Raw genomic sequence first — 10,856 nt, 5'->3', positions numbered from 1 at the left:
CGGGGTAGTGCAGCACCATGACAAGACTGACGATAGAACGGCTGGGACATCACGGCGACGGAATTGCGCCGGGGCCGGTCTTTGTGCCGCGCACCTTGCCGGGCGAAGTGGTCGCGGGCGACATACATGGCACGGCCATGCCTCAGCCGAAGATCGTGACGCCCTCCTCGGATCGGGTGAAGCCGCCATGCCGCCATGCCGGGGCTTGCGGGGGGTGCCAGCTTCAACATGCGTCTGACCAGTTCGTTGCGGATTGGAAGATCGGAATGGTCCGGCATGCGCTCTCTGCCCATGGGTTGGATGTGGTGCCGCGCCGGATCGTGACGTCGCCGCCCTCCACCCGCCGCCGCGCGGGGTTTTCAGCAAAGCGGACCAAAAAGGGCGCGATGGCCGGGTTCCACAAGCGCGGCGCCGACGTGATTGTCGAGGTGCCTGATTGCCTGCTGGTTGATCCTGCCATTGCCGCAGCGCTTCCGATGGTCGAGGCGCTGGCCATTGTCGGGACCAGTCGCAAGGCGGAGCTGTCGGTGATGGTCACAGCCTCGCTGATGGGGCTGGATGTTGCCGTGTCGGGCGGCAAGGAGGTTGATCCGCAGCTTCAGATGCAGATCGCCGCCATTGCAGAGCAGTTCGATCTGGCGCGCCTGTCATGGGGCGATGAGATTTCTTTGAACCGGCGTCCGGCAGAGCAGATCTTTGGCTCGGTTCGTGTCGTGCCGCCATCAGGGGCATTCCTGCAAGCCACGCCCGAGGGCGAGGCTGCGCTGCGTGGTGCCGTCAGCGAGGCAGTCGGGAATGCCCCGCGAATCATCGACCTTTTCGCCGGATGCGGGACATTTGCCCTGCCATTGGCGGAAAAGGCAGCGGTCCACGCTGTTGAAGGCGATGCCGAGATGATGAAGGCGCTGGACGCCGGGTGGCGCAAATCCCAAGGGTTGCGCGCCGTTACCCATGCCACGCGCGATCTTTTCCGCAATCCGCTGGATGCCGCTGAACTGAAGGGGTTCGACGCGGCTGTGATCGACCCACCGCGCGCAGGGGCGCAGGCGCAGGTGGCAGAGCTGGCAAAGAGCGGGATTCCCGTCATCGCCCATGTTTCCTGCAACCCGGTGACGTTTGCCCGCGACGCAAAGCTGCTTGTCGATGCAGGTTACCAGTTGGATTGGCTGGATGTCGTCGACCAGTTTCGCTGGTCAACTCATGTCGAGCTTGTCGCCGCGTTCAGTCTGTAAAACTGACGAACAGAGGGCTTGTCAAAATTGCCTCTACCTCTGAACGCCGTGAAAATGTATTCTGCGCCCACTGACAATAAGAAACGATACGGGCAGAGATATGCGAGTAATCAGGTTAATCGTGGCGGCCATGCTGATCATCGGCGTGGCAGGCTGCGCGAGCAAGTTCAAATCTTACAATGGTCCCGAGGTGACGCAGATCGTCGTCAACAAGGGCGCGCGGCGGATGTATCTGCTGCACCACACCGAAGTGCTTGAGGCCTATGACATCGGGCTGGGCTTCTCGCCAAATGGTGACAAGAAGATCAGCGGCGACGGGCGCACGCCCGAGGGCAACTACCTTATCGACCGGCGTAATCCGAACAGCGAATTCCATCTTTCGATCGGGATCAACTATCCCAACGAGGCCGATATCGCGGAGGCGTTGGCGATGGGCGAAAGCCCGGGCGGCGACATTTTCATTCACGGCCGACCCAAGAAATACCGCAAAGGCGGGCGTGACTGGACGGCCGGATGCATTGCCGTGACTGACCGTGAGATGGAAAAGATCTACGCGATGGTCCGGAACGGGACGCCGATCTCGATCCAGCCGTGATTTGAAACGCAAGGCCCCGGCTCAAGGCCGGGGCTACGCATCGCGGGGTGGCAGATGTGGCGCGTCAGCCGCCCATCACAAGGGTCCACCAGATCTTGCCATTCGGTTCCTGGTACCAGGAAAAGCCCATTTCGCGGGCATCCGGGTCGACGATCACGGTTCGCGTTCCCTCGGATTCCATCCAGGCGGCGAGGGTTTCGAGTTCCGTCTCGTAGGTTTCCGAGATGTTCTCGCCCAGCATCTGGCCAGTGTAACCGACGCGGCGAACGCGATCGAGGGGCGAGGACCCGTCCGATCCGAAGTGCCAAGGGCGATTCTGCACCGACATGTCGCGCGCATGCGTGGCGGCGGCGGCGTTGAGCTGTGCATTCAGCTGTACCGGCTGCGCCCCGACCTCCTGGCGCAGGGCGTTGACCGAATCAAGCATTCTGAACTGGATGCGGTCCGACTGGGCCGAACTGATCCGATAGACTGATGGCGCGGGTTTGCCATCTGCCAGAACAGGGGTGGTGATGACAGGCGCGGGTGCACAAGCTGCGAGCCCCAGCGCCAACGAAATCATCAAAAAGGTCACGCGCATCATGAGTCTGTCATCCGTTCTTTAGTTTAATTCAGCCATAACGCCGCTTTGGTTGCTATTCAAACCCACTTCCGTGTGAAATGGCACAATGACGCCGGTTTGGATTGCGACTGAGGCATTCCAGCCATAAATATGGTATCAAATGCCTGATTTACTCATGGAGTACCAAGATGAAAAAGCCGAGCATTCCTGCTTTTGACCGCCGCGGCTTTCTTGCCGCAGGTGCCGCCTTTGCCGCCACTCCCGCCTTGGCGCAGGATGTGGATGGTGCCGATACCGTCGAGATCGAACGTGACATTTCCCGTGCGGTCCGCCGCAACATATCCAGCTTTCGGTCGCTGGACTGGCGCCCGTATTTCAGTTCGCTGAATAATGGTGCGGTTCTGGTCGATCTGACGTCACGCGCGCTGCATTACTGGTCCGAGGATGAGCGGATCTACAAGCTCTACCCCTCCTCCGTGCCATTGACAGAGGATCTGACGCGCCGCGGCCGGACAAGCGTTGTGCGCAAGGTCGAAGGCCCCGAATGGCGCCCGACCCCGTCGATGAAACAGCGAAATCCGGAGTGGCCGGATTATGTCGGCCCCGGCCCGGATAACCCGCTGGGGACTCATGCGCTTTATCTCAGCTGGCAGTATTATCGCATCCACGGCACGCACGACACCCGCAAGATCGGACGCCGTTCTTCCAATGGTTGCATCGGCTTGTACAACGAACACATCGCAGAGCTGTTCAGTCTGGCCAAGGTCGGAACGCAAGTGTTGCTAATTTGACGACATTGCGCCGGAGCGGTTTCCAGAGCCTCCAACTTGGGTTTGCATTCGGCCCAAATTGCTGCTTAGACAGAGTTACGAGGTAAGTCTTGGGTGCTTGCCGTTTATTCCATGCGTGGATACGGCAAGCGTATTACTGGAGGTATACAATGAAGAAACTCGCACTCGCCGCTGTAATGACAGCAGCCGCTTCGACCGCAATGGCTGGTTCCATGGGTTCCGCAGCAAAAGACGACGTGGTTATGGAGCCCGTCGTGGTTGTTGAAGAAGCACAAGCTTCTTCCTCTTCCGCTGGTCTGATCATTCCGCTGGTTCTGCTGGCAGTGATCGCAGCAGCCGTTGCTGACTAATATCCCCTAGGGATTTAGACAAAAAGAAGGGCGGTGCGATTGCGCCGCCCTTTTTTCATGCCTGGATGATAGCGAAAGGCGGGATCAGACCCAGCCTTTCAGATTGTCGTCGATAACCGTTGCCAGCGCGGCGACATGCGCCGGATCGTCGTTGAGGCAGGGAATATAGGTGAACTGCTCACCGCCCGCTTCTTCAAAGCTTTCGCGAATCTCTTCGTTGATCTCTTCCAGAGTCTCGATGCAATCGGCAGAAAACGCCGGCGCGATGACCGCGATCTTCTTCTTGCCCTCTTCCTCTGCCAGCCGGGCGACCTCTTTCACCGTATAGGGTTTCAGCCACTCTTCGGGGCCAAAGACCGACTGGAAAGTGGTGCAGATCTTGGTATCCGCCCAACCCAGCCGCTCTTTCAGCAGTCGCGTCGTCTTTTGGCACTGGCAATGGTAGGGGTCGCCCTGCATCAGGTAGCGTTTCGGCATTCCGTGATACGAACAGACCAAGATGTCGGGCTTTTCCGCCATTTCGGCATAGGCACGTTCCACTGATTGCGCCAACGCCTCGATATAGAGCGGTTGATCGAAATAGGGGTCCACCACGCGGGCGGTCGGCTGCCAGGTTTCCTTCATCAAGGCACGAAAGAACTGGTCATTGGCCGTGCCGGAGGTCGCGCCGGCGTAATGCGGATAGAGCGGGAAAAACAGGATCTTGTGGCAGCCGGCCTCGACCATCGTGCGGACCTTCGATTCGGTCGACGGGTTGCCATAGCGCATGCAGAAATCCACCATCACCTGATCGCCATGCCGCGCCTTCACCTCGGCCGCGATCGCTGCGGTCTGGTCGCGGGTGATCGTCATCAGCGGGCTTTCGTCCTTCTCTTCGTTCCAGATCGACCGATACGCGGCACCGGAGCTGAAGGGACGTTTCGTCAGGATGATCAATTGCAACAGCGGCTGCCACTTCCAGCGCGGGTAGTCGATAACCCGCTGGTCTGAAAGGAATTCGTTCAGGTAGCGCCGCATCGACCAGTAATCATGCCCGTCCGGCGTGCCAAGATTGGCAAGAAGCACGCCGATCTTTGGGGCCTGCACCTTTGGATGGTCGGCGGGCGCATGGGCGGGACGGCTGGCAGAGGGGGTGGCATCAAGCATTGGCGGGCATCCGTTCGATTTGGTTAAGTCCGACATATCCTGAATGCAGCATAGGTCAATCTTTCAGCGGCGTTTCGCGCGCCCCAAGCGCGTCGGCAAGACGATGCGCCGCAGTTCCGGGCCGCAGGGGCTTTGGCTGGCTGTCATGTGGGGCCCAGCCGGTCAGGAAAATCATCTCGAACGTGGCGGGGATGCGGCCGTCAGCGGCGCCCCATGTTTCGGCATAGATCCGGGTGGCCTCGGCGATCACGTCGCGGCGGGTGAAATGGCGCAGCCGGGCGCTCAGCGCGTTGCCTTCGCCCATTGCCCGCAGGTCCTGCATCAGGTGCAGCGGGGTCGCATAGCTGGCGGTCATGGGCAGGCTGTCCGCGACAGGCAGGTTGAACCCCGCCCGTTGCAACAGCGCGCCCAGATCGCGTATCTCTGCCATGGGGGCGACACGCGGCGACAACCCGCCTGTGACGGCGCTTTCTGCCTGCGCCAATGCGCTGCGCAGCTGGTGCAGCGTTTGTCCGCCAAATGCCACCGACAGGTGCAGCCCATCGGGCCGCAACGCGCGCCGACACTGAATCAGCTGCCCTACCGGATCATTCGCCCAATGCAGCGCAAGCGCATGGATTACCAGATCATGCGCGCCCTCTTGCAGCGCCAGAACCTCGGTATCGGCCACGATCTTCGCGCCGGGCAGGAAATCCTGCCATATTTCGGGAAAAGGCGTGATGATCGCTGGATTGGTAAACTGCCTGTTAACCATCGAGAGTCGATCCTCGACCTCATCCCGTGCAGCCTCGTGCAGGAACATTGCGGGCGCACGCGCGGCACGGGCGCGGTTGCGGTCAAGCGCCGCAAGGTCGGTCAGGGGCACAGCAGTCATGGGGCGGAGACATAAGGTGGCTTGGGCGGGTTTGCAAACAGCACTGCAACTGATCTATCCGCCCCGCTGCCTGACCTGTGGCGGCATGGTCGAAAGCGACTTTGGCCTTTGCGGACCCTGCTGGCGGGACACGCCATTTATCGGCGGGCTGGTCTGCGACCTGTGTGGTACACCGCTTCCGGGGGTCGACGATGGTGTGCCGGTCCATTGCGACAGCTGCATGACCACGGAGCGCCCGTGGCAACAGGGCCGCGCCGCGTTGATGTACCGCGATTCCGGGCGGCGGCTGGTTCTGTCGCTCAAGCACGGCGACCGGCACGATGTTGTCCGCCCCGCGGCCAAGTGGATGGCTCATTCCGCCAGGCCGCTTCTGCGCGAGGATACGCTGATCGCGCCCATCCCACTGCACTGGTCCCGCATGGCGCGCCGTCGTTTCAACCAATCGGCCCTCTTGGCCGACGCTCTGGCGCGCGAAACAGGCCGCACATCCTGCCCCGACCTGCTGATCCGCGCCAACCGGACCCGCTCGCTGGAGGGGCTGACGCGGAATGAACGCTTCGCCACCCTTATGGGCAGCATCCGCGCCCACCCGAAACGCACCGCCTTGATGGAGGGCCGCTCGATCCTGCTGGTCGATGACGTGATGACATCCGGGGCGACCCTGGCGGCGGCAACAGAGGCCTGCTACGCTTCCCGAGCGCGTGAAGTTTGTGTCATCGCACTGACGCGCGTTGCAAACGAGTCCTAAATCCCTGACAAGCAAGCCTGTCAGAAGGGACCAGACATGCAAGACGTGGAAATCTACACCTCGCCGCTTTGCGGCTTTTGTCACGCGGCCAAGCGGTTGCTGACCCAGAAGGACGTGACCTTCACAGAAATCGACGTGCTGGCCGATCCCAGTCGCAAGCCCGAAATGATCCAGCGCGCCAATGGCGGGCGCACCGTGCCGCAGATCTTTGTCGGCGAAACCCATGTCGGCGGCTGCGACGAGCTTTACGCGCTGGAACGCGCGGGCAAGCTGGATTCGCTCTTGGCCAGCTGATGCGCACGGCCCTGCTGCAACTGACCTCGTCGGATGATCCGGCACAGAACCTCGGGACTGTCCGGGGTCTTCTGCACGAGGCCGCTGCGGCAGGCGCAGGGTTTGCCCTGACCCCCGAAGTGACGAATTGCGTGTCGATGAGCAGGCCGCATCAGGCACAGACGCTTCGCCCCGAAGCGCAGGATGAAACCTTGGCGGGGCTGCGAGACACCGCGTCAGAACTGGGCATCTGGCTGTTGATCGGCTCGCTCGCGGTGAAATCCGACCCGCCAGAGGGCCGCTTTGCCAACCGGTCTTTCCTGATTGCGCCCGATGGCGGGGTCCGCGCGCGGTATGACAAGATCCACATGTTCGACGTGGACGTGTCAGAAACGGAAAGCTACCGCGAATCCTCTGGCTACGCCCCCGGCGCCCGTGCCGTGGTCGCGCAAACGTCTTTCGGCACGCTGGGTCTCAGCATTTGCTACGACATCCGCTTTCCGCATCTTTACCGCGCACTTGCGCAGGCGGGCGCACAAATCTTGACAGTGCCCTCGGCCTTCTCTCCGGTCACTGGCGCGGCCCATTGGGAACCTCTGCTGCGCGCCCGCGCCATAGAAGCCGGTGCTTGGGTTTTGGCGCCCGCACAAACCGGCACACACCCCGCCAGCGCCGGGAAAAGCCGCACGACCTACGGGCATTCCATGGTCATCTCCCCCTGGGGAGAGATCGTGGCCGATGCGGGGACCGTACCGGGGCTGACCATCGTCGATCTTGACCTGGATGAGGTTGCGACGGCACGGTCGCGCATCCCCTCGCTCAGCCATGACCGCAGCTTTGAAGGCCCCTGATGTCGGAATCGATCAACGCCACCGCCGTTCTGCTCTTCAGCGAATTGCTGACTGCCGATCAGCTCTTGCGGAACCGTCTGAACAAGGTGCTGCCGAACAAGATGGAGATCTCGCATTTCTCGGTGCTGAACCATCTTGCCCGCTCTGCGGATGAGCGGACCCCGGCCCAGCTTGCCCGCGCGTTCCACCTGACGCGTGGCGCCATGACGAACACGCTGACGAGGCTCGAAACCTCTGGCTATGTTCACATCCGGCCCGATTGGGAGGACGCCCGCCGCAAACTGGTCGCGATCAGCCCCGCAGGCCTTGCTGCGCGGGATGCGGCCGTCGCGGCGATCACGCCGATGATCGCGGATCTCGTCTCGGATCTTGGCGACGCGCGCGTCAAAGCCGTCCTGCCAGTGTTGCGGGAGCTGCGGCTGAAGCTGGAATCAGACCCCTAAGCGCGCGTCCGTGCCGACCTCCGCCTGAAAAAGCGCCAGTCAGTCCAACGACACGAGGATTCGGGCGATCTTGTCGGGGTCGTATTTCATCTCTTCAGCAAGGCGTAGCGGCATCCGATGACACTGAATCCCGGTTCGCTCTGTCAGCTCGGTGCATTGATGCTCCGGCAGGTCTTCGTCGCACAGGACATGCGTTAGCAGATCGGTGGCTTTCGCCTCCGGCCCGGCATCTGACCGCAATGGCGCCAGAATGGCGTTTACCTGATCCACGAGCCGGTGCCCCAGCGCCTCGGGATCGGTGCCAAGGCTGGGAAGATAGACTTTCGGGACCGGGCGCTTTGCGATGGCTTTGCCAACCCCGGCGGGCAGAAGATTGGCAATCACGCTGGAATAGAGACTGCCTGGCGGGTAGCAGATCACGTCCGCCTGGTCGATCAGTCGGCGGTTTCGTTTTGGCAACGCGACCGCGTCCGGCGAAAGCTCTGACGCACCGTCGCTGAGGAAACAGCGTGCGATCGGGCTGTCGATCGGGGGCGCTTCCTTGCCGCTGATCAGGCGCTGGCTGATGATCCTGCGCCCGTCGGCCAGATCGACGCCAAGATGGAGGTTTTCATCCACCACGGCCCGGACGGTGCCCCGAACGTCTACCATCTTGGACATCAGGAACAGCACCGGCTCCAACGCGCGACCGTTGCTGAGATACCCGCCTGCAAGGATCAGGTTGCCGATGCTGGCATTGCGATAGTCGAAACCCGAGGGCACATGTTCGGCAAAGCTGGTCATCAAGGTTTGGATCAGCTGGCGCATGGGTTGCGATATGGCCGAAATCAGCGGGTGTTTTCCCGCGATGATCCGCGCCACATCTGCCTGAAGCTCTTGCTGGGGGGCCGTCTTTGGCAGACGGTGGCTGAACAACGCGTAGACATCCGGCTGGCCAAGAACGGATTCGTCGGCCAGCGCCATCAACCGGCTGCGCAGATCACCCACCGCGGGCATGTCAAAGGCTTCGCGCAGGATTTGCGAGCTTCCGCCGCTGTCGAAGGGCGTGATCAGGTGCATGGAGTTGAAGCTGTAGCGTTTGAGCTGGCGCGAAATGCCGTTCAGGGCGCTGCCGCCGCTGAAAAACAGGATGCGCGGGCCAAGATGCGGCGCGCTTTGGGCCCGTGCCACGCGAAGATCGTCAGGCAGCCGCAAATCCCGTTCGATCCGGATCGTGGTCATGGCGGATGTGTCCCATGCTGGCGTTTGAAGCCGGTTTTGTTTCGCGCTTTATTGGCGTTTAGGGCGCCGTGTCCTGTGAATAATTCATACGCCTGTCTGGGCGTTCTGTCATCTATAGCGCGCCTGTTGGGCCGGATCTGGTGAAGAGGGAGTCTTCTGCGCAACGCTGCTCGATTCGTTTGTGTTACGTAGGTTTTCCAAGAGGGAAATGGCGTTCGCCGATTGAATCCCGAAGTTGGTGACCGGGCCGCAAAGTCGAGGAAAGGCCGGGCAGATCAGGTAGTGGGCCGACCCCTCCGGCGCTCTTCCCGGAAATTTCATCGAAAGCTGACCGCTGACGTTCAGCGCGCGGGTCTGACCGGGGAAGGATCGCCGCTTGCGGAAACCTCGGACAGGACCATGGAGGCGGCCCCGGCGACAAGGAAGCCGAGCGCAAGGTAGTCGGTTGTCCCCTCGTAAAGCGCGCCGAACCCCAGCGCGAAACCCGTCGCCACGAGGCTTGATCCCGATGCGATCAGCGAGGCCCCCAGCCCCGCAACCTCGCCAAGCGATCGCATTGCCATGGCATTCATGTTCCCGAACAGTATCCCGACCGAAAAGAAGCCCGCGAAGCCGAGCAGCATGAAAAGGGCCAGCGGCGGGCGCCCGTCCCAAAGCGCCGATCCAAGCAGCAGAAAAACGCCAACTGCGGTCAGACCAACGAAGCCCGCGCGTGCCATCCGGTCCATGCCGAATTTCATGACGAGTGTGCCGTTGAGCAGTGTCGCAAGCCCGGTCGCAAGGGCAAGGGCCGCGAAATAGGCGGGAAACTTGCGGGTGATCCCGTAGGCATCAGCAAAGAGGTCGACAGCGGTGCTGAGGTATAAAAGCTGTATGCCGAATACAAAGCCCGTCGCGAGGATAAGAAGCGAAACGCGGCGATTGGCGAGGATTCGTTTCGCATTTTGTGTCAGAAGCGAGACCGAAATCCGCCTGCGTTTCCCACGGGCCAGCGTTTCCGGCTGCCGAAGCGCCAGCCATATCGCACAGACCATCCCCATCGCGAGGTAGAGCAGGAAAACCGCCCTCCATCCGCCCGCTGTCATGATCGCCTGCCCTAGAAATGGTGCCAGCATCGGCACAAGGATGATGAGGGTGAACATGAAGGACATCACCCGCGCCATGGCGTCACCTTCGTATTGATCCCGGATCATCGCACGGGTCGCGATCTTGGGGCCGGACACCCCGACACCTTGCAGAATGCGGCCAAGCACCAGCATTTCCAGCGAACCGGCGCTCATCGCTATGGCTGTCCCGGCGGCAAAAACGCTCAGACCGCCAAGAAGCGCCTTCTTGCGACCTATCGCGTCCGAAATCGGCCCGAGGCAAAGCTCGCCAAAAACCATCCCGAAGATGAAGAGCGAGATGACATGCTGCGTGGACAGGAAAGGCGCCGGGTCAAGCTCGACCGCGATTACTGGAAGCGCGGGCAGAAGCGCGTCGATGCTGACAGCCGTGAGCGAGGTCAGCAGCGCATATAGAACGATCCGCTCACGATGCCCGGCAGCTTTGGTCATGGTCACGTGGCCTTTGCGATGCGGTATGTGTGGTGGTGGTAGACCGTCCCCGGCACCGCTGGTCAAGGAGCAAATGCGCCCGGAATCCGGCGCGCTTGTAAGGACGGATCGATCTGTAATTCGCATGCCCCGGAAGAATACAATTTACAGGTCGCGTAATCTGGTATACTAGAATACCTGACGCGGCCAGCCGAGGGATCGCCCGTACCGCCAA

13 protein-coding genes are annotated in these 10,856 nt (G+C 61.4%); 8 read left to right on the top strand and 5 right to left on the bottom strand.

The features are described from left to right. The first annotated feature begins 17 nt into the window (after positions 1–17). Together EDD52_RS04675 and EDD52_RS04670 are read left to right on the top strand one after the other, a co-directional pair. Positions 18–1,232 carry a class I SAM-dependent RNA methyltransferase gene (locus EDD52_RS04675; RefSeq protein WP_132242349.1) on the top strand — a complete coding sequence of 405 codons (1,215 nt, stop codon included), beginning with the start codon at positions 18–20 and terminating at the stop codon, positions 1,230–1,232. 100 nt (positions 1,233–1,332) lie between these two features. Next, positions 1,333–1,827, top strand: a complete 495-nt coding sequence (locus EDD52_RS04670) for a L,D-transpeptidase family protein (RefSeq protein ID WP_132242347.1) — start codon at positions 1,333–1,335, stop codon at positions 1,825–1,827. A 64-nt stretch (positions 1,828–1,891) separates the two neighbouring features. On the opposite strand, the gene dalA is transcribed toward EDD52_RS04670, so the two are convergent. Continuing rightward, positions 1,892–2,410 carry a divisome-associated lipoprotein DalA gene (dalA, locus tag EDD52_RS04665; protein WP_132242345.1) on the bottom strand — a complete coding sequence of 173 codons (519 nt, stop codon included), beginning with the start codon at positions 2,408–2,410 and terminating at the stop codon, positions 1,892–1,894. Between the two features lie 167 nt (positions 2,411–2,577). On the opposite strand from dalA, the gene EDD52_RS04660 reads away from it, so the two are divergent. Together EDD52_RS04660 and EDD52_RS04655 are read left to right on the top strand one after the other, a co-directional pair. After that, complete coding sequence (locus EDD52_RS04660; RefSeq protein WP_132242343.1) at positions 2,578–3,180, top strand: L,D-transpeptidase; 603 nt, start codon at positions 2,578–2,580, stop codon at positions 3,178–3,180. Between the two features lie 149 nt (positions 3,181–3,329). Next, positions 3,330–3,530 carry a ferrochelatase gene (locus EDD52_RS04655; protein ID WP_132242341.1) on the top strand — a complete coding sequence of 67 codons (201 nt, stop codon included), beginning with the start codon at positions 3,330–3,332 and terminating at the stop codon, positions 3,528–3,530. An 84-nt stretch (positions 3,531–3,614) separates the two neighbouring features. Here EDD52_RS04655 and hemH read toward each other — a convergent pair whose 3' ends face one another. Continuing rightward, on the bottom strand, positions 3,615–4,676 hold the full coding sequence (hemH, locus tag EDD52_RS04650) for a ferrochelatase (RefSeq protein ID WP_132242339.1): 1,062 nt from the start codon (positions 4,674–4,676) through the stop codon (positions 3,615–3,617). A 55-nt stretch (positions 4,677–4,731) separates the two neighbouring features. Continuing rightward, complete coding sequence (locus EDD52_RS04645) at positions 4,732–5,550, bottom strand: class I SAM-dependent methyltransferase (protein WP_132242337.1); 819 nt, start codon at positions 5,548–5,550, stop codon at positions 4,732–4,734. On the opposite strand from EDD52_RS04645, the gene EDD52_RS04640 reads away from it, so the two are divergent. The 4 genes from EDD52_RS04640 to EDD52_RS04625 are packed head-to-tail and all read left to right on the top strand — an operon-like array spanning position 5,549 to position 7,865. Continuing rightward, the gene (locus EDD52_RS04640) at positions 5,549–6,298 is read left to right on the top strand and encodes a ComF family protein (RefSeq protein WP_132242335.1); all 750 of its coding nucleotides are present in this window, start codon (positions 5,549–5,551) and stop codon (positions 6,296–6,298) included. The genes EDD52_RS04645 and EDD52_RS04640 overlap by 2 nt on opposite strands. Positions 6,299–6,334: 36 nt before the next feature. Continuing rightward, complete coding sequence (grxC, locus tag EDD52_RS04635) at positions 6,335–6,592, top strand: glutaredoxin 3 (protein WP_132242333.1); 258 nt, start codon at positions 6,335–6,337, stop codon at positions 6,590–6,592. Beyond that, complete coding sequence (locus tag EDD52_RS04630) at positions 6,592–7,422, top strand: carbon-nitrogen hydrolase family protein (RefSeq protein ID WP_132242331.1); 831 nt, start codon at positions 6,592–6,594, stop codon at positions 7,420–7,422. The genes grxC and EDD52_RS04630 overlap by 1 nt, the downstream gene beginning before the upstream one ends. Further along, on the top strand, positions 7,422–7,865 hold the full coding sequence (locus EDD52_RS04625) for a MarR family winged helix-turn-helix transcriptional regulator (RefSeq protein ID WP_132242329.1): 444 nt from the start codon (positions 7,422–7,424) through the stop codon (positions 7,863–7,865). The genes EDD52_RS04630 and EDD52_RS04625 overlap by 1 nt, the downstream gene beginning before the upstream one ends. A 39-nt stretch (positions 7,866–7,904) precedes the next feature. Here EDD52_RS04625 and EDD52_RS04620 read toward each other — a convergent pair whose 3' ends face one another. Together EDD52_RS04620 and EDD52_RS04615 are read right to left on the bottom strand one after the other, a co-directional pair. Continuing rightward, positions 7,905–9,086, bottom strand: a complete 1,182-nt coding sequence (locus EDD52_RS04620; RefSeq protein WP_132242327.1) for a GAK system CofD-like protein — start codon at positions 9,084–9,086, stop codon at positions 7,905–7,907. A gap of 341 nt (positions 9,087–9,427) precedes the next feature. Next, positions 9,428–10,642, bottom strand: coding sequence for a multidrug effflux MFS transporter (locus EDD52_RS04615; protein WP_132242325.1), 1,215 nt, complete (start codon positions 10,640–10,642; stop codon positions 9,428–9,430). Positions 10,643–10,856 lie beyond the last annotated feature (214 nt).

Origin of the sequence: Primorskyibacter sedentarius (assembly GCF_004342065.1) — a bacterium.
Taxonomy (GTDB): domain Bacteria; phylum Pseudomonadota; class Alphaproteobacteria; order Rhodobacterales; family Rhodobacteraceae; genus Primorskyibacter; species Primorskyibacter sedentarius.
Note: the sequence above shows the minus strand (reverse complement) of the source record. Positions and strands in the feature narration are given on the sequence as shown.

Coding starts and splice junctions, on each gene's coding strand:
- EDD52_RS04630 (WP_132242331.1), top strand. CDS start 6,592: ATGCGCACGGCCCTGCTGCAACTGACCTCGTCGGATGATCCGGCACAG.
- EDD52_RS04675 (WP_132242349.1), top strand. CDS start 18: ATGACAAGACTGACGATAGAACGGCTGGGACATCACGGCGACGGAATT.
- dalA (WP_132242345.1), bottom strand. CDS start 2,410: ATGATGCGCGTGACCTTTTTGATGATTTCGTTGGCGCTGGGGCTCGCA.
- EDD52_RS04655 (WP_132242341.1), top strand. CDS start 3,330: ATGAAGAAACTCGCACTCGCCGCTGTAATGACAGCAGCCGCTTCGACC.
- EDD52_RS04640 (WP_132242335.1), top strand. CDS start 5,549: ATGGGGCGGAGACATAAGGTGGCTTGGGCGGGTTTGCAAACAGCACTG.
- EDD52_RS04660 (WP_132242343.1), top strand. CDS start 2,578: ATGAAAAAGCCGAGCATTCCTGCTTTTGACCGCCGCGGCTTTCTTGCC.
- hemH (WP_132242339.1), bottom strand. CDS start 4,676: ATGCTTGATGCCACCCCCTCTGCCAGCCGTCCCGCCCATGCGCCCGCC.
- grxC (WP_132242333.1), top strand. CDS start 6,335: ATGCAAGACGTGGAAATCTACACCTCGCCGCTTTGCGGCTTTTGTCAC.
- EDD52_RS04670 (WP_132242347.1), top strand. CDS start 1,333: ATGCGAGTAATCAGGTTAATCGTGGCGGCCATGCTGATCATCGGCGTG.
- EDD52_RS04625 (WP_132242329.1), top strand. CDS start 7,422: ATGTCGGAATCGATCAACGCCACCGCCGTTCTGCTCTTCAGCGAATTG.
- EDD52_RS04615 (WP_132242325.1), bottom strand. CDS start 10,642: ATGACCAAAGCTGCCGGGCATCGTGAGCGGATCGTTCTATATGCGCTG.
- EDD52_RS04645 (WP_132242337.1), bottom strand. CDS start 5,550: ATGACTGCTGTGCCCCTGACCGACCTTGCGGCGCTTGACCGCAACCGC.
- EDD52_RS04620 (WP_132242327.1), bottom strand. CDS start 9,086: ATGACCACGATCCGGATCGAACGGGATTTGCGGCTGCCTGACGATCTT.